This is a genomic window from Enterobacter ludwigii (assembly GCF_001750725.1).
In the GTDB taxonomy this organism is placed as follows: domain Bacteria; phylum Pseudomonadota; class Gammaproteobacteria; order Enterobacterales; family Enterobacteriaceae; genus Enterobacter; species Enterobacter ludwigii.
Map to the genome: position 1 here is coordinate 303,340 of NZ_CP017279.1, position 22,426 is coordinate 325,765.

Here is a 22,426-nt window from a genome sequence, read left to right on the forward strand (position 1 = left end):
TTGTCGTAGATGACATGAGTATAGACAACGGGTATGGCTCCCACTTCAGGCGGTGGTATAAAGGGACGTGTGGCGGCTATGCTGAACGCCACGGCACACTGATTAGGGCTTTAGCGACCAGGGGAGTTAACAATGTCTGACTATCCAACCATTGCGCTGATTGGACCCGGTGCAATCGGAACCACTATCGCTGCGGTGCTGCATGAGGCTGGCCGCACGCCGCAACTGTGTGGACGTACCGCACATCCGCAATTACGTTTGCGGCACGATGAGGGTGAAATCGTGGTACCCGGTCCGGTATTAACCGATCCGACGGTCATCGATCGTCCGTACGATCTGGTTTTTATCGCAGTGAAAACGACCCAGAACGCCGACAGCGCGGGATGGCTGAACGCGCTGTGCGATGAAAACACGGTGGTTTGCGCGCTGCAAAACGGCGTCGAGCAAAAGGCGCAACTGGCACCGTGGGTCAATGGCGCGACGGTACTGCCGTCGGTGGTCTGGTTCCCGGCGCAGCGTGAGCCGGATGCCTCCGTCTGGCTGCGCGCCAGTCCGCGGTTGACGCTGCCGGATTTGCCGCAGGCAAAACGGGTGGCTGATGCGCTGAACGGCACGCGCTGCGCAGTAGACTTGTCGGCAGATTTTCTTACCGTCGCATGGCGCAAGCTGCTGCAAAATGCGGTTGCAGGCCTGATGGTGCTTGCGAATCGTCGTGCCGGGATGTTCTCCCGTGAGGATATCAGCGAGCTGGCGCTGGCGTATCTGCGCGAGGGGCTTGCCGTGGCCCGAGCAGAAGGCGCGGTGCTGCATGATGACGTTGCGCAGGAGATCCTGGCGAACTTCCAGCGCGCACCTGCCGATTTGGGCACGTCTATCCTGGCCGATCGTCAGGCCAACCGTCCCATGGAGTGGGATATCCGCAACGGCGTGATCCAGCGCTATGGTCGTGCTCACGGTATTCCCGTTCCGATTAGCGATGTGCTGGTTCCCCTGCTTGCTGCAGGCAGCGAAGGGCCGGGTTAACGGCCGCTGACTTTTCGTTCGGCAAAATAGTGCGCGGGCGTGGTGCCCATGGCTTTCCTGAACATGGTGATAAACGCATTCACGGATTCATACCCAAGCGTTGTCGCCACGTTCTGGACCGGGACACCGCTTGCCAGCTCCTGCAGGGCAATAATCAACTGCAGCTGCTGACGCCAGCGGCCAAAGCTCAGCCCGGTCTCGCGCGCCATCAAACGTGCAAAGGAGCGCTCGCTCAGCGCCAGCCGTTTCGCCCAGGCTTTCAGGGTGCTTCTGTCGTCAGGATGGCTGACCAGCGCGTCGGCCATGGCGCGAATTTTGGGATGGGCTGAAACGGGCAGGCTCAGCTTCTGCTGCGGCATGCTGGCGAGCTCATCAAGCGTCACTCTGGTCAGCCGCGCGGCATGGCTCTCTGGCGGATAATCAACGCGTTCATGCGTCAAACGGTCAACCAGCGCTTTGATTAACGGGGAAATGGCCAGCGTGCAGCATTTCTCCGGCAGCGCGGCGGCACCGGGCTCAATAAACAGATAGTTGAGATGAGCATTCCAGGTCGCTTTGGCGCTGTGTGCGATCCCGCCAGGGATCCAGACGGCACAGTCTGGCGGCACGATCCAGATATCATTTTCCGCATGACAAATCACCGCGCCATACAAAGCAATAATCAGCTGCCCCTTACGGTGGGTGTGCACCGGCACTTCCGCGGCGTACTCCACGAAATCCAGATGTCGGGCTACGGCCGGGCATGCGGTGGCGTCAGGGTCGAAGAGCGTATTGGCAAGTTGAGGTTTCACGTTTCTGGCAACATTTAGGTATTTTTTGACAGAATAGAGTATTTAAGCGGGTTCGCAAGCCAGTAATAATTCTGGCATGAACATATTAAACGCTTTTCATTTTCATTCGTGGCGCGCCATGCGTGAGCGGTTATCTCCCGGGCTGCGTAACGATGCCAGCGCGCTGCTCTATTCCGCGAGAAGTTTTGCAGCGGCGATGCTCGCTTACTCCATTGCGCTGTCGATAGGCCTCGAACGTCCATCGTGGGCCATTATTACCGTCTATATCGTGTCGCAGACCTCGGTGGGGGCCTCGCTGAGCAGAAGTCTCTATCGTCTGGCCGGCACCGTTGTGGGGGCCTGCGCCACCGTTGCGATCGTGCCTGCCTTCGTCAATATGCCGATCCTCTGCAGCGTGATGCTGTCGGGCTGGATCACATTCTGCCTCTATTTATCTCTGCTGGAGCGCACCCCGCGGGCGTATGCCTTTGTGCTGGCCGGGTACACTGCGAGCCTGATTGGTTTTCCTGCGGTATCCGACCCCGGCGGGATTTTTAATATCGCCATTATCCGTGTGCAGGAGATTGTCATTGGGATCTTCTGCGCGGCGCTGATACATCGCTATGTGTTACCCGCGCGTATCTCCGGCCTGTTCAACAGTAAGTTATCGCAAACCCTGCACGCCGCGCGTGAGCGGGTGGCTGACACCCTCGCAGGCAAACCCGTCGCGGTTTCAGACCCGCTGCATCTGGCGCTGGCGCTGCAGTTTCTGCAGGGTATAAGCCACCATATTCCGTATGATTTTGCCCTGTCTGCTCCGGTGCGGCAGGGCAGAAAGGCTATCCATGACCGACTGGCGCGGCTGGTCATCGTTAACTGTGAATTACGCGATCGCTTACCGGCGACGGTGCCTGCCGGGTTGCAGGTATTGCTCGACGACGTTCAGGCCTGGCTGGGGGATAAAGATGCTGCACGCCACAGCACGGCAGATGCGTTAATGGCACGCAGTGAACAGCTCGCAGAGCGCTACGCTGCACAGGCCCGGACGATGAACGACGCGCTGCTGGCCAGTTTTGTCCGTTATCTGACGCAGGCCATTGCGCTGTTGCAGCAGTGCGAACGTCTTTCTGATGCCATCCACCATGCGAAGCCCGCCCACGGACTGACGGCGGGCAGGGCAGTTAAAGGGTATGTTTTTCATCGCGATCCTCTTACTGCCGCCCGCACCGCGCTGGGCGCGTTCGCCATTATCCTGAGCGGCTGCCTGGTCTGGATCTTCTCCGCCTGGCCCGATGGCAGCACGGCGGTCTCTATCCTTGGGGTCTGCTGCACGCTGTTTGGCAGTTTCGACACCCCGGCTCCGCACATAGTGAAATACATTATTGGCTCGTTCTGGGGCGTCTTGATTAGCCTGCTGTACAGCTTTGCGCTGCTTCCGCAGGTGAGCGATTTCCCCGTGCTGGTGGCCGTGCTGGCGCCGGTATATCTGCTGGCCGGGTCGCTTCAGGCACGTCCTCCCACTACGTTTATGGCGATGGGGATCACCCTGACGCTGCCGGTATTGTGCGAGCTGGGTGCCCACTACAGCGGAGATTTTGCCACGGCGGCCAATACCGCCATTGCGCTGTTTGCCGCAACCGGCTTTGCTGTTATCAGCATGAGCCTGCTGCAAACCGTGCAGGCCGACGCGGCCATCGCGCGTCTGCACACGCTGTGCCAGCGCGATATTCGTCGCAGCGTGAAGGGCAAGCTTCTGCTGGATGAGACGCACTGGACCAATCTGATGATTGACCGCGCTGCCCTGTTACTGCCGCGCCTGCAGCGCAGCGGACGTGCCTCAGAGCAGGTGCTGAACCCGCTGCTGCGCGCGCTGCGCATCGGCCTTTCGGTGATGCATTTACGCCGCTGCGGTATGCCCGCGAGCAGGGAGATCAGCGCGCACCTGTATCACCTGAGCGACACCGACGCCTTGCGTGAACACATCGCCGACCACATCCGCCTCTGTTTGCCTGCCGCAGATGCACAAACGCGCCAGTTTGTCGGCCATCTGGTGGATTTACATTGCGCATTACGGAGGGCAGACGATGGTCAATGATCTGAATATCGGGGGCGTTTTTATCCCGGGACTGCTTGTCACCGCGCTCGCGGCGCTGGCCTGCACGCTGGCACTCATCGCGCTTTTATCGCTCAGCAGGCTCTACCGTCGTTTGCCTTTTCGCCCGCTGCTGGACGTTTCAACTTATCTGGTCACCTTTTTCCTGCTGATGCAGGGCCTGACCGCGCTGGGGTTATTTAGATGAAATCATTACTTTCTCTGGTCGGTCGCTATGCGCTGACGTTATGTGCCGTCGCGGCGGCCACACTTCTGGCTTTTATGATGTGGAAACATTATGCGCAAACGCCCTGGACCCGCGACGGCCGTGTACGGGCGGATGTGGTACAGATTGCGCCGGACGTATCCGGGCCGGTAATCCGCGTGGCCGTCCGGGATAACCAGTGGGTTAACCGGGGCGATGTGCTCTACGCTATCGACCCGCACTGGCTCACGCTGGCGGTGGCCAGCGCGCAGGCGGAGGTGGAATCCAGACGGCATGAGATGGTTATGCGACAGGATGCCGCCAGACGACGCGCACAGATTAAAGCCGCGATATCCAGCGAGGATTTGCAGCAAACGGGCAGCGCCGCGAACGTCGCGGTGGCGAATTATCACGGTGCGCTTGCTGCGCTGGAACTGGCCGAGCTTAATTTGTCCCATGCCACCGTACGGGCTCCCGTCTCGGGTTATATCACCCATCTGCGGCTTCGCCCGGGGGACTATGCCACCGCGGGGGAGACTAAGGTCGCCATCGTCGATGCGCACAGTTTCTGGGTGGTGGGGTATTTCGAGGAGACCAAACTTCGCCATATTCGCGTTGGGGGCACGGCGCATATCGTGTTGATGGGCTATGAACCGGTGATTGCCGGGCATGTTGAGAGCATCGGCCATGGGATCGGTGATAACAACGACGAGACGGGCGGGCTTGGGCTTCCAGACGTCGAGCCGACGTTTAGCTGGGTGCGGCTGGCGCAGCGCGTCCCGGTGCGCATACATATTGATGCATTACCGAAGGGGGTTGAGCTGGTAGCCGGGTTGTCGGCGAGCGTGGAGGTGGTGCCGGAATGAGGGGCGTCAGCGTACTGAAGGGAAATCCGATAGTGAGCGCTCTTGAGCAAAAAAACCTTACCGCACGGCAGACAGGCGGTAAGGATAGGCAAAGTGGCATAAAAGAGAGGAAAAATACCTGAAATGAGGGTGATGAAACTGTCTGTCAACGTGCCTTACAGGACGTAGCGCACGCCGAATACAAATTCATTGTTCACCAGGCGTCCACGCAGGTTTTCATCCTGCAGATCACGGGCGTTGACAAAGGTGTTACGGCCGCTTTCGATATTGCCCATATCGACATAACGATAAGTGGCGTACAGGGTCAGATCGTCAATAACTTCATAAGACGCACCAGCACCCACGGAGTAGGTAAAGTTGGTTTGCGTGTTGCCAGCGAACTCGCGGGTGTCATTACCCTGCCAGCCACCCACTTTCACTTTCGCCACACCGGCACCCGCCGTTGCGTACAGGGCGAATTTATCGGTGATCATAAAGTCACGATAAACGTTGAGCATTGCACGTTCAGAATCAACTTTCATGTGGTTGAAACTGGTCGCAAACGTGGAAGATCCGCTGGTGAATTCTGTTTTTTCTTTAAACACATATTCCGCTTCGGTACGCCAGTTATTGCCGAACTGATAGCCGGCGGCCACGGAACCGTTCAGCTTGTGCTCTTTTTCGTCCCCGGCCACAAATGAACCGATCCCCGGGCGTTCGCTCAGGTTCATGCTCTTGGCCTTCTGATGGGTGTCAATCAGGTTCAGGGCGCCGTAATAGCCTTCTTTAACGTTTTCGGCAGCCAGTACCGGGCCGGAAGCGCACAGTGAAATCACAGAGGCGAATAAAACACGTGGCGTTACTTTCATAATAAGTTCCTTTTTTATCTTTCCGATAAATGACAGATAGCTTTACTTATTTCAGCTTTTTAATAGCGTCGAGTGCACAGGCTTCATCAATATCACCGCTCGGCGCGCCGCCAATACCAATGGCACCGATGGTGGCGTTATTTTCTTTAACCGGTACGCCGCCAGCCAGTAATAAGAAACCGGGGATATCGCCGAGGTTTTTCGCCGCCGGGTACTTATTTGAATTTTCCAGAAGCTGGCTGGTCGCCGCTCCGCTGGACGCAGAGGTAAACGCTTTCTGATAGCTGGCTGTCAGGGTGTGTGGCCCGGCGTTATCCATACGCTGTACCGCACGGGTGAGGCCTGCAGCATCGACAACCGTCACGCTGACGTTATAGCCTTTAGCGCTGCACGATTTAACGGCTTCGCTGGCGAGTACAGATGCCTGTTCCAGAGACAGGGTGGACTGCGTCAATGATTTAGCGTGCGCAGTCATGGTTAATGCTGTGAGCACAGGCAGAATAAGAAATGTCTTTTTCACAAGGAATACCTTTTAATTAATGAGGCGTAAATAATAAAAATAAAACGCCCGTGAGGTTGATCAGCAAGAGCATCAGAATAAGAAAACGCAGTTCTGTTGTAGTGGTCTCAAATAAATTATTTAACATGGCAACCTTCTTTATTTCAAAAACGTTGCCATGGTGACAACGGGGTCACTATATAAATTCCAGGTCAGTGAGATACATGAGGGCAGGATGATAGGCGTGTAAGGGAAGGACTATAGGCGTGTAGTCCTTGTCGGTGAAAAACAGTACAGGCCAGGCGCAGGCGCCCGCTCGACAGCGTGTGAGGAAAAGTAAACCTGAGGTTAGCGTGGTGTGGTGAAGGCTGTAATCGCCTGATTCAGCGCCGCGATGTCCCTGAGCAGGGCCTGGAGGCGGGGTACAATGTCAGACTCGACGGGCAACGTTGTCCCTTCGCATGCCTTTTCAAGACTGCGACACTGCTGCGCTATCGCAGTTGCGCCAATGATATCGGCGGCACCGGCCAGGCGATGTATATGATACGCCAGCGCTGCCCAGTCGCCCTGACGGGCCAGCGTAAGGCAGGGTTGCATGTCGCGTTGGTTTTCATCCCGCGTGGCATTCAGCAGGGTGAACAATAAGGTATTGTCATCGCCGGTTAACGACCGAAGATTGTCCACACGGATAAACTGGCCGAGGCCTTCCGGGTCAGCAGATTTTGTGGTCGCCTCTTTTGGCGATACCCGCTGTAGACCCGCCTCCAGTTGCTTCAGATTGAGCGGTTTGAAAAGGCAGTCGTCCATACCTGCGGCAATACAGCGGCTACGCTCTTCGGGCTGAGCATTCGCGGTGAGACCAAGGATAATTAACGGTTTTTGCTGCCGTTCCCGTAACAGCCGGGTGAGGGTTAGCCCGTCCATCACCGGCATATTACAATCGGTGATGACCATATCAACCTGCTGTTCGCTCCAGCGCACAAGGGCTTGTTCGCCGTTTTCTGCCTCGACAACCTCATACCCCAGGCGGATCAATTGCTGCCTGAGCAGGAGCCGGCTTGCCGGGTGATCGTCTACAGTCAGTATGCGTAGCGGGCGCGCCGCCGAAGGGGATTCCGTCACATTTTTCCCTTTAAGACCCGGTGTTGGATCATTCTATTTTGTTGCGCAGGGCAAAATCATAAATGTCTTTCGGGCTTTTAAGATCGAGCTTTTTCATCAGGCGGCTTTTATAGGTGCTGACCGTTTTATCACTGATCATCATTTCCCCGGCGATATCGACAATCCGGCTTCCTTTTGCCAGAAAATGCAGAACCTGCAGTTCCTTATCCGACAGACTCGCAATATTCCCTTTGTCATCCAGTGGAATATCCTCTGCGGCAATCTGGCGGGCGCGATTAATCGGGAAAAAACCATAGCCACTTTTAATTGCACGGATAGCGTCATGAAGTTCCGTCAGATTATTGCGCTTGCTAATAAACCCATCGGCACCCGCACCGGCACAACGCTTAATATAATGATCGTCATCCTTACCCGTCAGAACCAGGATCCCGCCTTTAAAATCATTCGCACGGAGTCGCTGAACAACGTTAATCCCATTGATTGTAGGAATATCGATATCGACAATAACCAAATCCGGAAGTAACTGACGTGCCTGTTGTAATGCCTTAAGGCCATCATCAGTCTCGCCGATCACCGTCATCCCGTCTTTTTCCAGCAACATTCTCACCGCCAGACGGGCAACCGGGTGGTCATCCACGATTAATACGCTATTCATTTTATCATCCTGGTTCAAAGGGCTTTGCCTGATGAACACAGGCATGAATATTATGCATAACTATACCATATCTGCAACGATATTACCCGCCGGTCAATAAGCGGAAAATAGCGCTATTTCAATGACATGAAAATTAGAGTGGTGGGTTTTTCTGGCATATTTGCTCGGCAGGAACGACGGGATAATCCTTTTTATATTGGCCCAAAAGTACCGTTTTTCGTTCTTCAGGTGACTCCTGTCTTTTACGTCAATACGAAATAATGCTTCCCGAACACAACACAGAGGGAGTTCTTGTTATGAAAACGATTTTCCGTACCGCACTGTTGGTGAGCATGATGAGCGCATTTTCCAGCCAGGCCACCGCACAGGAGACAAATCAGGTGAATACAAAAACAATTCGCGCGATGTCAGGCGCTGTTGCTACGGCGTCTTTATCCGCAGCTGAAACCGCGTTAATCGTGGTGGATATTCAGAATGAATATTACGCGGGTCAGGACTTCCGTGGCCGGATGGTTATCCCGGATGGTGCGGATGTACTGTTGAAAAACAAAAAGCTGGTCGAGTATGCACACCAAAAAGGGATGCCGGTCTACTTTGTGCGCCACATAACAAAAAATAGCCCGCAGCAAAACGGTACTCCGCTGTTCGCTGAGAATTCCGTATTTGCCCAGTTCCATAAGGATCTGCAGCCGACTGCGCAGGACACCATTATTACCAAGGAGACCCCGAGCGCTTTCGTGGGCACCGATCTGGATGCCCGCTTAAAGAAACAGGGAATTAAAAAGGTCATCGTGGCGGGTCTGATGACGCATATGTGTATCTCATCGACTGCACGTGATGCTGTACCGCTGGGTTATAGCGTGATTATTCCGGAAGATGCGACAGCCACGCGCGATCTGGATGACGGGAAGGGGGGCGTGGTGGATCACGACACGCTGCAGCGTGCAGCGCTGGCAGGCGTCGCGGATGTCTTTGCTGAAATCATGACCACGGATCAGGTGATGGCGCTGGCGGTGGAAAAATAAGACCGAACTGAAATCCCTGTGGCCAGCCAGCCCTCTATACTGGCTGGCTTACGGAGGCGGTCATGACATTGAAAATTGGTATCGTAGTCTTTGAAGGCATTATTCCTTTTCACCTTTCGGTGCCTTATGCCGTGTTTGAAAAAGCACTGACGCCGCAGGGTGACGCCCTGTGTCAGCTCGTGGTTTGTGCCACTACACCCGGCGCGCTTAAAACCAATGCCGGTTTTTCCATCGTGGTCGATCGAGGTCTGGATGCGTTAGCCGGGATGGATATGGTGATTGTGCCGGGCTGGGATGTGCCCGAGCATGCACCGGAGCCTGAACTGTTAACGGCGTTACAAAACGCGCATGCGGCCGGGTCCCGCATTGTTGGGTTGTGTATGGGCACGTTCGTGGTGGCCGCCGCAGGCCTGCTGGAAAACCGTCCGGCAACGACGCACTGGCGATGGGCGGCGGACTTTCAGCGTCTTTATCCTTCAGTGCAGATGGATAAAGATGTGCTTTACATTGATGATGGCGATGTTGTGACGTCAGCAGGAACGGCAGCCAGTATCGACTGCTGTCTGCATCTGGTCCGGCAGGCGTGGGGTGCGGATGTCGCCAACCGCGTGGCGCGCTTGCTGGTGGTGCCGCCTCATCGTCAGGGCGGGCAGCGGCAGTTTGTGGAGCTGCCGGTGCAGAATACGCGTCGTGGAGATCACTTCACCGACGCACTGGCCTGGGCAACAGAGAATTTACAGCTGGCCATTACGCTTGACTGCGTGGCGGAGAAAGCCTGCATGAGCCGTCGGAGCTTTACCCGCCGCTTTCAGCAAACGACGGGGGAACGTTTTTCAAACTGGCTTTTGAACCAGCGCATTCTCGTTGCCCAGCGCTTTCTTGAAAAAACCGATCGGCCAGTGGAAGATATTGCCGAACGCGTCGGCTTCCCTTCCACGACCTCTTTACGGCGCCACTTTCAAAAGCAGCTTAATACCTCACCTTCCCGCTATCGTCGCGAGTTTCGTGGTCGTTAGCCATTTCCCGGCGTCATTTCTGTTCAATAGAGATAATTACGTTTTGCCAGATCCACCAGTTCAGTCAATTTGGATATTTTAAATTTCAGCATGATGCGCTTTTTATAAGCGCTGACGCGTTTATTATTTATATTCATTATGCCGGCAATGACCTGATTGCTGTAGCCCGCAGAAATGTAGCGCAAGATACAGATGTCAGTATGGGATAGCGATAACAACAACGAGGCGTCTCGCGGGTATTTTGTCCGGTGCAGTCTCAGTTCATTGCCATAACAGAACTGGCCGGATGCGACTTTATTGACAGTCCGGACGATGTTGTCCAGCGTACTGCTTTTATTAAGATAGCCGGCAGCCCCCGCCTTCCTGCTAAGCTGAATGTGAAAATCACTGGATGATGAGGATAAAATCATTACCTGTGTATCAGGGATATTTTTTATTAACTGAGCCAGAGAAGAAAACACGTCTGGCTGTTGTTGCAGATGCTCCATTATTATCAAGTCGGCGTTGAACAACGAATGTTTATCCAGCAATTCTTCCATTGTGCCAAACTGCGCAACAATCTGATGACCATGTTCTGATAATAAGCCCTGGAGTCCAGCGCGAAGCAATGGGCTGGCGTCCATGACAATGACTTTTTTGCCTGACATTCCTGGTTGTCCTGAATCGGGAAAGGAAAAATTTATTCTCTATCCCGTCAATGCAAATTTGGCTAAGACTTGTCTTTAACTGAGACTTTATTTTCCTCCTCAGCGCTGCCCTGCCTGGCCTGCCAGATAACGGATCCTTCCTTTTATTACGTCTCCTTGCAACCTTAACCTGGTCGTTTGCGACAGGTCTTATTAAGACTCCGTCGCTCTGACAGGAAGATAGCGTCAGCCAGGGAAAGAATCCCGTATGGAAGTGCGTCTGGCGCGTTGCGCAGACACAGATCGATTATTTACACGAGAATTTAGCGAATGAATCTCAAGCCAGTAAATATTGCAGTCGTTGATAAAAATACGATTGTCAAAGCCGACGTTCTGCGCAGTGAAAAAATAGGCAGTGCCGTCAAAATTAAAGCCATCCCAAATGCAAAGTACATTCTTGCTGAAGGGGAAAACGGCGTTGCGCCAGAAAACATTACCCTGAAACGTGTCGGTAAAGACCTGTTCATCATGCTGGAAGGCACTGATGAAGATCAGCCGCAGCTGATTATCGAAGACTACTTTGATAATCCGGGTGAACTGGTCGGTAAAGGGGAAGATGGTCAGTGGCATGAATACATCGCCACCGACGGTGATGATGACCACGAAGCTGCTTTCCTGCTGGACGGTGAATCCTCTGCGCAAGCGCTGGGCGCAGGCGCGATTGCCAGCCTTGACGGTCTGGCGGTTGCGGGTACCGCGTTTTCCCCTGCCTTGCTGGCACTGGGTGCATTAGCGGCGATTGGTGCGGCGATTGGCATCGGCTCCATTATTCGCCATAACCGTGGCGGTAACGACGGTGGTGATAACGGCGACGTTATTCCCCCTCCACCGACAGGTCCTGGCAAACCAACGATCGGCGAAGTTGAGGATGACGTTGGCCCGATCACTGGCCCTGTCCACAACGGCGATGCCACTGACGACGCCCAGCCTGTTTTCCGTGGAGGTGGTGCGAACCCTGGCGATACCGTTGAGCTGATTGTCGACGATGAAGTCGTGGGCACCGCGATCGTGGGTGAAGACGGCAACTGGGAAGTGACGCCAGAAAAACCGCTGCCGGAAGGCGAACATGAAGCGGTGGTGGTCATCACCGACCCTGAGGGTAACGCCAGCGAACCGTCCGATCCTATTGATTTCGTGGTCGATCTCACCCCGCCGGAAAAACCGGTGATTGGTGAGGTGGAAGATGACGTCGGTCCGGTGGTGGGCCCAATCAATGACGGTGACGTCACTGATGACGCCCTGCCTGTATTCCGCGGTGAAAACGGCACGCCGGGCGACACCGTTGAGCTGATCATCGACGATAAAGTCGTGGGTACCGCGGTAGTGGGGGCAGACGGTAAATGGGCAGTGACGCCGGAAAACCCACTGGCTGAAGGCCAGCACGAGGCGGTGGTGGTGATCACCGATCCGGCAGGCAACGCCAGCGAGCCGTCCGATCCGATTGGCTTTATCGTCGACCTGACTGCACCAGCGAAACCGGTGATCGGTGACGTAGAAGATGATGTCGGTCCGGTGGTTGGCCCAATCAATGACGGTGACGTCACTGATGACGCCCTGCCTGTATTCCGCGGTGAAAACGGCACGCCGGGCGACACCGTTGAGCTGATCATCGACGATAAAGTCGTGGGTACCGCGGTAGTGGGGGCAGACGGTAAATGGGCAGTGACGCCGGAAAACCCACTGGCTGAAGGCCAGCACGAGGCGGTGGTGGTGATCACCGATCCGGCAGGCAACGCCAGCGAGCCGTCCGATCCGATCGGCTTTATCGTTGACCTGACTGCGCCAGCGAAACCGGTGATCGGTGACGTGGAAGATGACGTCGGCCCGATCACCGGCCCGATTAACAATGGCGATATTACCGATGATACCCAGCCGGTATTCAGCGGCGGCGGTGCCGTACCTGGCCAAACCGTTGAGCTGATTATCGACGATGAAGTCGTGGGCACTGCGATCGTGGGTGAAGACGGCAACTGGGAAGTGACGCCAGAAAAACCGCTGCCGGAAGGCGAACATGAAGCGGTGGTGGTCATTACCGACCCGGCAGGCAACGCCAGCGAACCGTCCGATCCTATTGATTTTGTCGTCGATCTCACCCCGCCGGAAAAACCGGTGATTGGTGAGGTGGAAGATGACGTCGGTCCGGTGGTTGGCCCAATCAATGACGGTGACACCACTGACGACACGCTGCCTGTATTCCGCGGTGAAAACGGCACGCCGGGCGACACCGTTGAGCTGATCATCGACGATAAAGTCGTGGGTACCGCGGTGGTGGGTGCAGACGGTAAATGGGCAGTGACGCCGGAAACCCCACTGGCTGAAGGCCAGCACAACGCGGTGGTGGTGATCACCGATCCGGCAGGCAACGCCAGCGAGCCGTCCGATCCGATCGGCTTTATCGTCGACCTGACTGCGCCGGAAAAACCGGTGATCGGTGACGTGGAAGATGACGTCGGCCCGATCACCGGCCCGATTAACGATGGCGATGTCACCGATGATACTCAGCCGGTATTCAGCGGCGGCGGTGCCGTGCCTGGCGAAACCGTTGAGCTGATTATCGACGATGAAGTGGTGGGCACTGCGATTGTGGGTGAAGACGGCAACTGGGAAGTGACGCCAGAAAAACCGCTGCCGGAAGGCGAACATGAAGCGGTGGTGGTCATTACCGATCCGGCAGGCAACGCCAGCGAACCGTCGGATCCTATCGGCTTTATCGTTGACACCACGCCACCGGCACAACCGACCATCGATACCGTTTTCGATAACGTTGGCGACAGAACCGGCAACCTGGCGGCAGGTGAAACCACCGATGACAACACGCCAACCTTCAGCGGTACGGCTGAAGAAAATAGCCTCGTTTACATCATCGTCAACGAGAACGTGGTGGATTCCGTGCGCGCCACCGAAACCGGCTCCTGGACCTGGGAACCGTCTCCGGGGTTGGCTAACGGTCCGTATAACGTCCGCGTTGTTGCGGAGGATCAGGCTGGGCTGCGCTCTGAGTCGTCTGAGGACTTTAACTTTAACGTGCAGGTGGGCGGAATACCTACAGCGCCAGCAATTACCGATGTGATTGACGATGTTGAGTCTCACACCGGCACCGTACAGCAAAACGGTACCTCCAACGACGACCGCCCAACTCTCGTGGGGACCGGTCAGGACGGTACCACCGTTTACCTGTACGACGGCGCGAACCCGGACCCGATCGGCAGTGCAGTGGTAACGGGTGGACAGTGGAAAATTGAATTTAGTACGCCGCTGGCGCAGGGCGAGCATCGCTTCCGTGCGGTAGCGGAAGATGCCACCGGCAACCGCAGCCCGGAAACGGGCGAGTGGGTCATCAACATTGATTCCGTCGCGCCGGGCGAGGCGACAGACGTTGAACTGTGGGACGACTTCGGCACGCCGGGGATTATCGCCGACAACGGTACGACCGATGACAACACCCCGACCTACCGGGGTAAGGGCGAAGCGGGCGGTACGGCGATTATCGACCTGGGCGATGGCACCACCGTGCGTGTACCGGTTGATGCCAGCGGCAACTGGAGCTACACCCCGGCGCCTGCACTGGCTGACGGCGACTACACCTGGCAAGTCTCAATTGAAGACAAAGCGGGCAACGTCGGACCTGCATCCGACCCTATCCACTTCATCGTGGATACCAGCGGAAACGGGATTTCGATTAGCCACGTTGTGGATGATGAAGGTGGCATTCAGGGCAACCTGGCCAGCGGCAGCCACACTGATGACACGACGCCAACCGTTGTGGGCCGCGCTACGCCTGGTGCCATTGTGAAAGTCTACGTTGACGGAAACCTGGTTGACAGCGTGGTGGCCGATCCGACCACGGGTCAATGGCAGTACACCGTCAACCCGGCGCTGTCGGCGGATCGCACATATCAGATCACCGCCAGTGAAAACACCGGCACCGGTGACGGTCCACAAACCGCACCGTTTGAACTGACGCTCGATACCCGCATTCCGACCGGCACCCTGGACGGTATAGCGGATGATGTCGGCCTGGTTCAGGGCGATCTGGCGAACCCGTCTGTGACCGACGATACCACCCCGACCCTGCGCGGTACCGGTGTGGCGGGCGACGTCGTGTTTATTTACGACGGCACGACTCTGATTGACTCCGTCACCGTTGGCCCTGGCGGCAACTGGAACTACACGTTACCGCCGCAGAATAACGGTACAGGGCTGGATATGAACGTGGTGTTCGAGAGTCCGACGGGCGTCAGAAGCGCACCGAGCGATTCGTGGAAAATCATCATTGATACCGAAGCGCCAACGGCCAGTGCGGTGGCTGACGGCCTGAGCAAAGACTCCGGCGTGAGCGATGCGGACTTCATCACCAATAACAGCGGTCCTGGCAGCCTGGTCTCCGGCCATCTCTCGGCTGCGCTGGACGCGGGCGACAAAGTCCTTGTCTCCGTTGATGGCGGCGCGACCTGGCAGGAAGCGCTGGTCGACGGCGATAAGTGGGCCTATGTGGACACGCAGGGCCACAGCGCTGACTGGACCATTTTGACCCGTGTTGTTGATGCGGCAGGTAACTACACCGAGTCGTCGCAGAACGTGGTGGTGGATCAGGTTGCACCGGACGCCCCGACCGACGTGGTGCGGAGCGGTAACGATGTCACCGTCACGCTGCCGGGCAGCAACGTGACGGCGGGTGATTCGGTTCTGGTGAAGGTCGGAGATGTCTCTGTCACGCACACGCTGACGGCAGCGGATATCGCGAACGGTAATGTGACGCTGAGCCTGCCACCGGGCGGTTATACCGATATTCCAGTCGGGGCAGCCATTGTGGACGCGGCGGGTAACAGCTCGGACTACCGTACCAGCGACTTCACCAGCACCAACAACTTTGAATCAGCTGATGAGTTTACGGCGATCAATGCGGGCCAGTGGGTGCACGGAATGCGTTTCTCACACACGACGGATACCAGTACGGCTGACTACGAATTCGACAGACAGCCCATCGGGGTGGGAAGCACAAACAGCCTGTATCTGTTCAGTTCGTCAACAGATGGCGGGATGGAAGCCAGCATGTTTGTCGACTTCCAGTATGGCGCCAGAACCGTCGATTTCGATTTCAACCCGAGATTTGCGGGTCCGTCTACGGTGGTGACGTTCTATGACATCAACGGCAATGTGATTGGTTCTCAGCCTGTGAACGCGCCGATCAGCAACCGTAACGTCCATGTGTCGTTCAACAATCCGGAGGATACGCCGGTTTACCGGATGGAAATCCACCATCAGGAGCAGCCGGGCAGCACCGGATTTGGTTTCAGTATCGATAACCTGGTGGTGAGCGGCACGGCGAAAACCGTCACGCCGGGTGAATTCCTGGCGGATAACCAGGGCGATGTCTGGTATGGCGACGCGGCGGACAACCTCTATCAGGTGAGTGACGTGGCCAGCCTGACCGACGCGGTGATCCAGGGGGGAGAAGGGACGGACACGCTGAAGCTGTTGGGTGCGGATCAGCATCTCGATATGAGCGCGCTGACCAACAAAATCCAGTCAATGGAAGTGTTCGATATTACGGGAACAGGCAACAACACCCTGACGCTGAGCGCGGGCGATGTGCTGGAAAACGCCACACAGAACCTGTTCCACGATAACGACTTCAACCAGTTGATGGTGAAGGGCGATGCAGGCGATCGGGTCAATCTCAGCGACCTGTTGCCAAACGATATAGACCCGGGCAACTGGACAAACGGTGGCACGGTTAACGTTGGCGGAGTGGAGTATCAGTCCTTCCAGATGGAAAGCCTGAATACCGAAATCCTCGTTCAGATGGGAGTGACGGTCACGCTGCAAAACCACTAATTGATATCAGGAAACGGAGGCGCCTTTAAGGCGCCTCCGGAAAGTAAAAACGTTTAGCCGTTTTTTTAATCCAGGGATTTTCCCGAACATAAACAGAATATAGTTGGAAATAGAGTATGAAAAAGACCATCGCTTCTAACAACAATACTGAGCCAAACATCGCTGCTGTGGCGACACTGCCGCCGCTGCCGACCAACGTTTTACTGTGGAACGATTACCAGTTCCCGCGTGAAATTAACAATAACGATATCAGCGAAGATAACACCCCGACCATTAGCGGTAAGGGTGAGCCGGGCATGACGGCTGTGATCGACCTCGGTGACGGGCAGAGCGTTCGCGTACCCGTCAATGCAGAAGGTAACTGGAGCTGGACGCCTGCCCCTGCGCTGGCGGACGGAACCTATACCTGGTCTGTGGCGTTGGAAGATGCTGCGGGTAACCGTGGCGAAGCCACCACGCCAGTGACCTTTATCGTCGATACCGTGGGTAATGCGGTTTCCATCAGCCACGCGGAAGATAATACCGGCACGTTGACCAACCCGCTGGCCAGCGGCAGCAGCACGGATGACCTTAAACCGGTTATCGTGGGGACGGCAACGCCTGGCTCTCTGGTGACGCTGTATGTTGACGGGGAAGCGGTGGGTACGATGACTGCCGATCCAACGACCGGTGCGTGGGCCATTGAGATCAACCCTGCGCTGGAGTCGGGTAAAACCTATGAAATTACGGCAGGGGAATTCAGCGGTCCTGGTGAAATTCCACCTCCGACACGTCCATTCCTGCTGACCATCGATACCGTTGTTCCGACCGGGACGTTCGATCGCGTATCGGATGACGTTGGTCGCTATCAGGGGGACCTGCCGAATCCGGCGGTGACGGATGACACCACGCCAACCCTGCACGGTACGGGCCGTCCAGGTGACATCGTTTTCGTACGTAATGGCAGCGACATTATTAGCTCGGTAACCGTGGGCACTGATGGCCGCTGGGAATATACCCTGCCTGAACAAACGAACGGTGCCGCACTGGATGTGAGTGTGGTATTCCGTGGCCCAACGGGCGTTGAAAGCGCGCCAACCGATCCCTGGAAGCTGGTGATTGACACCGAAGCGCCAGTGAAACCAATCATTGGTGATGTTGAAGACGATCAGGGCCCGGTTATCGGCCCAATTAATAACGGCGATGTGACCGATGATACCCAGCCGGTATTCAGCGGCGAAGGCGCTGTGCCGGGTGAAACCGTAGAACTGATCATCGACGATGAAGTGGTGGGTACCGCGATCGTGGGTGAAGACGGTAAATGGGAAGTCACACCCGAAAATCCACTGGCAGAAGGCGAGCATGAAGCCGTGGTGGTCATCACCGATCCTGCGGGTAACACCAGCGAACCGTCCGATCCGATCGGCTTTATCGTTGACACCACGCCACCGGTGAAACCGACTATCGACACCGTCTTTGACGACGCGGGTCAGCAAACAGGTTATCTGCAAAACGGCGATATCACTGACGACAGCACCCCGACGTTCGCAGGTTCTGCCGAAGAGAACAGCCTGGTGTACATCATCGTCAATGGCCGTGAAGTTGCTTCCGTTCGCGCCACCGATGAAGGTACCTGGACGTGGACACCGCCGCTGGGGCTGGCGAACGGTCATTATGACGTGAAAGTGGTCGCCGAAGACAAAGCGGGTCTGCGTTCGGATCCTTCTGATGCGTTCTCCTTTGACCTGCTGGCGGGCGGTATTCCAACGGCTCCGGCAATCACCGATGTGATTGACGATGTCGAATCACACGTTGGCACGGTACAGAACGGTGGCATCACGAATGACGATCGTCCGGTTATTACCGGTACTGCGCAGGATGGCACCACCGTCTATCTGTACGACGGCGCGAACCCGAACCCAATCGGCAGCGCGGTGGTCACCGGTGGACGCTGGACCATTGAGTTTGATTCGGCGCTGGCGCAGGGCGAGCACCGCTTCCGCGCGGTCGCAGAAGATGTGACCGGCAACCGCAGCCCGGAGACCGGCGAGTGGGTCATTATTGTGGACTCCGTCGCACCAGGCGAAGCGGCTGACGTGGAACTGTGGGACGACTTCGGTACGCCAGGTCTGATTGGTAACAACGACACCACCGATGACAACACCCCAACCTACCGTGGTAAAGGTGAAGCGGGCGGTACCGCTATTATCGATCTCGGTAATGGCACTACCGTGCGCGTTCCTGTCGATGGCAGCGGTAACTGGAGCTACACCCCGGCACCTGCGCTGGCGGACGGCGACTACACCTGGAGAGTCTCGATTGAAGACAAAGCGGGTAACGTCGGCCCTGCGTCCGACCCGATCCACTTCATCGTGGACACCAGCGGTAACGGCGTATCCATCAGCCACGTCGTGGATGATGAAGGTGCCATTACCGGCAATTTGGGCAGCGGCAGCCACACCGATGACACGACCCCAACGGTGGTGGGCCGCGCGACGCCGGGCGCACTGGTGAAGGTGTACGTTGACGGCAATTATATCGATAGCGTACGTGCGGATGCGGTAACCGGTAACTGGCAGCTGACCATCACCCCTGCGCTGAGCACGGATGGGACATATCAGATCACCGCGACGGAAGATCCGGGAACGGGTGACAGTGCGCCTACCGCACCGTTTGAGCTGACGCTGGACACCAACATTCCGACAGGGACGCTGGATCGCATCGCCGACGATGTAGGCCTGGTGCAGGGCGACCTGGCGAACCCGGCGGTGACCGATGACACCACGCCAACGCTACACGGTACTGGCCGTGCGGGCGATACCGTGTTCATTTACGACGGCACCACGCTTGTTAATTCTGTGACCGTAGGCAATGACGGCACCTGGAACTACACGCTGCCACCGCAGAACAACGGCACCGAGCTGTCTCTGAGCGCGGTCTTCCAGAGCCCGACCGGTGTGAAAAGCGCACCAACCGCGCCGTGGGATCTGACGATTGATACTGACGCGCCAACGGCGCCGACCATTACCGGCATGTATGACGATGCGGATACGCTGATCGTCGATGGCGGTCGTTCACGCGACACCACGCCAGAACTGCGCGGTACGGCTGAGAAAAACAGCCTGGTGACAATCTATGGTTCGGACAACAAGAACCCGATTGCGTCCGTATATGCAGATGCAGACGGTAACTGGACGTGGACATCGCCTGCGCTGGCAGATGCGAAACATGACTTCTACGTGACGTCACAGGATGCGGCGGGCAACGTCTCTGGCGAATCCAACCACTACGGTCTGGAAGTGGATACCCGCGCTGCAGCTCCGATCATTCTGGGGGCGTACGATGACGTGCAAGGTGGCATCTATAACGGCCTGGTGCCAGACGGTGGGCTGAGCAACGACGGCAATATGCAGCTGCGCGGAACCGCTGAGCCAAACAGCGTCGTGTACATCTACAATGCGTATAACAACGCGGTGCTGGATACGGTGAAAACTGATGCGAAAGGTAACTGGACCTGGGATCGTGCGGTTGCTGACACGGCTGCCGGTCGTCCGCATATGTTCTACACCATTGCGAAAGACGATCTGGGTAACGTGTCGGGTAAATCTGAGACCTATTCGATCAACGTGGATACCGTTAATGCGACACCAGTTATTACAGGTGCTTACGACAACGTAGAAGGTGGTATTTATAACGGTCTGGTGGGCAACGGTGGCGTAACGAACGACCGCACGCCTGAGTTACGCGGTACGGCGGAGGCAGGTAGCGTTGTGTATTTCGTCAACATGGCGAATGGTGCGACAGTGGCTTCCACAACGGCGGGAGCTGATGGTAAATGGTCTTATCAGGCGACAACTAACTATAACCAGACATATTCCTGGCAGGTTTTCTCAATCGATAATGCTGGGAACCGTTCAGCGAACTCATCAACCTTCTCACTCACGGTTGATACGGTGAATAACGCACCTGTTATCACCGGCTCTTACGATGATGTTCAGGGCGGCGTGTATAACGGTCTGGTGGGCAACGGTGGCGTAACCAACGACCGTGGCCTGGATTTACGCGGGACAGCGGAAGCGGGCAGCGTGGTGTATATCATCGACCCGGCAACCGGTGGGACTTATGGCTCGGCGGTTGCGGCTGCGAATGGCGCATGGGCATACCCAGTGACGACCAACTACAACAAGCTGTATGAATTCCAGGCTTATTCAATCGACAGGGCCGGAAACCGTTCGGCTACCTCGTCGAAATTTGGGATCACTGTGGATACGGTGAATAACGCGCCCGTAATCACCGGCTCTTACGATGATGTTCAGGGTGGTGTGTATAACGGCCTGGTAGGCAACGGTGGCGTAACCAACGACCGTGGCCTGGATTTACGCGGGACAGCGGAAGCGGGCAGCGTGGTGTATATCATCGACCCGGCAACCGGTGGGACTTATGGCTCGGCGGTTGCGGCTGCGAATGGCGCATGGGCATACCCAGTGACGACCAACTACAACAAGCTGTATGAATTCCAGGCTTATTCAATCGACAGGGCCGGAAACCGTTCGGCTACCTCGTCGAAATTTGGGATCACTGTAGATACCGTCAACGCCGCGCCAGTGATCACCAGCGTCACGGATAACGTCGGTCCGGTAACGGGCAACGTGGCCAACGCGGGTTCAACGGATGACAACACGCCGACCCTGAACGGTACCGCTGAAGCAGGTAGCACAGTGTACATCGCGGTGAACGGTTCTACGTACAGTGTCACCGCCGCCGCTAACGGCAGCTGGAGCTTAACGCCGTCTGCACTGCCGTTGGGGAACCACACGTTTAGCGTGTTCTCTATCGATAAAGCAGGGAACCAGAGTGCGGGTGTTTCACGCAGCCTGACAGTGGTTTCTCCGAAATCGAGCGGGTTCGAAGATTTTAACACTGTACCGTTCCAGAACTTTGGAAAGGGTCTGGTCACACTGCCAAGTGGTCTGAAATTTACGTTAAACGATAAATATTACCCTGGTTATGGTGCGGCGATTTATCAGTGGGGCGTTTCATCCACCAGTCGTGTATTAGCAATGACTGGCGACATCACCATGCATTTTGACGGGGTAAATGCTGTCAGCATGAAACTTTCTGGTGCGAACGATTCCGTCCAGTCTAGCGTTGTGAAGTCAACATACACCGTTTACGACACGGCAGGGAAAGTGATCTCTTCAGGATATCTGCCAGTTGGTGAGTCAACCTTCTCTGTTAATGCCCCGTCGGGGCGTGAGATTGGAAATATCGTCTTCAGTATGGGGCGTGGTGCAAGCAGTGGTTTGTCGGGTGGCGGTAACACTATCAATACCGATCAGTACTGGATTGATGATGTCCGCTGGACAGTGAACACACCGCGCTCAGCATCCAGAAGCATGATGATGAACGCTGAAGAGCAGCATGACGATAACGCCAGTGTTGTTAGCACCCTGAACGATCGTGAGATTAACCTGGATAATCTCCAGCACAAGACGATTGATATTACCAACAGCAAGCAGGACAAGCTGAATATCAGTCTGCACGACGTGCTGACCCACGCTGAAAAAGACCTGTTTATCACCGATGGCAATAAACAGCTGATGGTGCAGGGTAATAAAGGCGACGTGGTAAACCTGAGCGATCTTCTGCCTGACAACAGCGATCCGGGCAACTGGACCAACGCCGGTAATGTGAAGGTATCGGGTGTTGAGTATCAGGTGTTCCACATGGAAAGCCAGGATGTCGAGCTGCTGGTACAAGCTGGCGTAACCGTCAACGTGAATAATCACTAACTTAAACTTT

14 protein-coding genes are annotated in these 22,426 nt (G+C 56.1%); 8 read left to right on the forward strand and 6 right to left on the reverse strand.

Annotation, left to right across the window (positions count from 1 at the left end; translation table 11 throughout):
* Nucleotides 1-132: 132 nt before the first annotated feature.
* Nucleotides 133-1,023, forward strand: coding sequence for an oxidoreductase (locus tag BH714_RS01420; protein WP_025204770.1), 891 nt, complete (start codon nt 133-135; stop codon nt 1,021-1,023).
* Here BH714_RS01420 and BH714_RS01425 read toward each other — a convergent pair.
* Nucleotides 1,020-1,814, reverse strand: coding sequence for an AraC family transcriptional regulator (locus BH714_RS01425; RefSeq protein ID WP_025204769.1), 795 nt, complete (start codon nt 1,812-1,814; stop codon nt 1,020-1,022). The two genes, BH714_RS01420 and BH714_RS01425, sit on opposite strands and share 4 nt — an antisense overlap.
* A 76-nt stretch (nt 1,815-1,890) precedes the next feature.
* Here BH714_RS01425 and BH714_RS01430 point away from each other — a divergent pair, with 76 nt between their 5' ends.
* Genes BH714_RS01430 through BH714_RS01440 form a run of 3 tightly spaced genes read left to right on the forward strand, consistent with a single transcriptional unit; the run spans nt 1,891 to nt 4,956 of the window.
* A complete protein-coding gene (locus BH714_RS01430; protein ID WP_040016834.1) occupies nt 1,891-3,888 on the forward strand; it encodes an FUSC family protein in 1,998 nt (665 codons plus the stop codon).
* A complete protein-coding gene (locus tag BH714_RS01435) occupies nt 3,878-4,093 on the forward strand; it encodes a DUF1656 domain-containing protein (RefSeq protein ID WP_020885123.1) in 216 nt (71 codons plus the stop codon). Before BH714_RS01430 ends, BH714_RS01435 begins: the two co-directional genes overlap by 11 nt.
* The gene (locus BH714_RS01440) at nt 4,090-4,956 is read left to right on the forward strand and encodes an efflux RND transporter periplasmic adaptor subunit (protein ID WP_040016839.1); all 867 of its coding nucleotides are present in this window, start codon (nt 4,090-4,092) and stop codon (nt 4,954-4,956) included. The genes BH714_RS01435 and BH714_RS01440 overlap by 4 nt, the downstream gene beginning before the upstream one ends.
* Before the next feature lie 155 nt (nt 4,957-5,111).
* Here the strand turns inward: BH714_RS01440 and BH714_RS01445 are convergent, their stop codons facing one another.
* The 4 genes from BH714_RS01445 to BH714_RS01460 all read right to left on the reverse strand — a co-directional run bounded on the left by BH714_RS01445 (nt 5,112) and on the right by BH714_RS01460 (nt 8,080).
* On the reverse strand, nt 5,112-5,804 hold the full coding sequence (locus BH714_RS01445; protein ID WP_040016843.1) for an outer membrane protein: 693 nt from the start codon (nt 5,802-5,804) through the stop codon (nt 5,112-5,114).
* A gap of 46 nt (nt 5,805-5,850) precedes the next feature.
* Nucleotides 5,851-6,324, reverse strand: a complete 474-nt coding sequence (locus BH714_RS01450; RefSeq protein ID WP_020885120.1) for a GlcG/HbpS family heme-binding protein — start codon at nt 6,322-6,324, stop codon at nt 5,851-5,853.
* 327 nt (nt 6,325-6,651) lie between these two features.
* Complete coding sequence (locus BH714_RS01455) at nt 6,652-7,425, reverse strand: response regulator (protein ID WP_072040309.1); 774 nt, start codon at nt 7,423-7,425, stop codon at nt 6,652-6,654.
* Nucleotides 7,426-7,453: 28 nt separating this feature from the next.
* Complete coding sequence (locus BH714_RS01460; RefSeq protein WP_032681506.1) at nt 7,454-8,080, reverse strand: response regulator; 627 nt, start codon at nt 8,078-8,080, stop codon at nt 7,454-7,456.
* A 296-nt stretch (nt 8,081-8,376) separates the two neighbouring features.
* Between BH714_RS01460 and BH714_RS01465 the strand changes: the two genes are divergently transcribed.
* Together BH714_RS01465 and BH714_RS01470 are read left to right on the forward strand one after the other, a co-directional pair.
* Nucleotides 8,377-9,105, forward strand: a complete 729-nt coding sequence (locus BH714_RS01465) for a cysteine hydrolase family protein (RefSeq protein WP_040016846.1) — start codon at nt 8,377-8,379, stop codon at nt 9,103-9,105.
* A gap of 62 nt (nt 9,106-9,167) precedes the next feature.
* Nucleotides 9,168-10,121: a GlxA family transcriptional regulator gene (locus tag BH714_RS01470; protein ID WP_025204763.1), complete on the forward strand. Its 954-nt coding sequence runs from the start codon at nt 9,168-9,170 to the stop codon at nt 10,119-10,121.
* A gap of 23 nt (nt 10,122-10,144) precedes the next feature.
* Here BH714_RS01470 and BH714_RS01475 read toward each other — a convergent pair whose 3' ends face one another.
* A complete protein-coding gene (locus BH714_RS01475) occupies nt 10,145-10,768 on the reverse strand; it encodes a response regulator transcription factor (protein ID WP_020885115.1) in 624 nt (207 codons plus the stop codon).
* A gap of 309 nt (nt 10,769-11,077) precedes the next feature.
* On the opposite strand from BH714_RS01475, the gene BH714_RS01480 reads away from it, so the two are divergent.
* Nucleotides 11,078-16,645, forward strand: a complete 5,568-nt coding sequence (locus BH714_RS01480; RefSeq protein WP_140418750.1) for an Ig-like domain-containing protein — start codon at nt 11,078-11,080, stop codon at nt 16,643-16,645.
* 116 nt (nt 16,646-16,761) lie between these two features.
* Nucleotides 16,762-22,416, forward strand: coding sequence for an Ig-like domain-containing protein (locus tag BH714_RS01485; RefSeq protein ID WP_040016849.1), 5,655 nt, complete (start codon nt 16,762-16,764; stop codon nt 22,414-22,416).
* Nucleotides 22,417-22,426 lie beyond the last annotated feature (10 nt).

Excerpts from the sequence above, each read along its gene's own strand:
- BH714_RS01420 (WP_025204770.1), top strand. The coding sequence starts at position 133 with ATGTCTGACTATCCAACCATTGCGCTGATTGGACCCGGTGCAATCGGA.
- BH714_RS01430 (WP_040016834.1), top strand. The coding sequence starts at position 1,891 with ATGAACATATTAAACGCTTTTCATTTTCATTCGTGGCGCGCCATGCGT.
- BH714_RS01435 (WP_020885123.1), top strand. The coding sequence starts at position 3,878 with ATGGTCAATGATCTGAATATCGGGGGCGTTTTTATCCCGGGACTGCTT.
- BH714_RS01440 (WP_040016839.1), top strand. The coding sequence starts at position 4,090 with ATGAAATCATTACTTTCTCTGGTCGGTCGCTATGCGCTGACGTTATGT.
- BH714_RS01445 (WP_040016843.1), bottom strand. The coding sequence starts at position 5,804 with ATGAAAGTAACGCCACGTGTTTTATTCGCCTCTGTGATTTCACTGTGC.
- BH714_RS01460 (WP_032681506.1), bottom strand. The coding sequence starts at position 8,080 with ATGAATAGCGTATTAATCGTGGATGACCACCCGGTTGCCCGTCTGGCG.
- BH714_RS01465 (WP_040016846.1), top strand. The coding sequence starts at position 8,377 with ATGAAAACGATTTTCCGTACCGCACTGTTGGTGAGCATGATGAGCGCA.
- BH714_RS01470 (WP_025204763.1), top strand. The coding sequence starts at position 9,168 with ATGACATTGAAAATTGGTATCGTAGTCTTTGAAGGCATTATTCCTTTT.
- BH714_RS01475 (WP_020885115.1), bottom strand. The coding sequence starts at position 10,768 with ATGTCAGGCAAAAAAGTCATTGTCATGGACGCCAGCCCATTGCTTCGC.
- BH714_RS01480 (WP_140418750.1), top strand. The coding sequence starts at position 11,078 with ATGAATCTCAAGCCAGTAAATATTGCAGTCGTTGATAAAAATACGATT.
- BH714_RS01485 (WP_040016849.1), top strand. The coding sequence starts at position 16,762 with ATGAAAAAGACCATCGCTTCTAACAACAATACTGAGCCAAACATCGCT.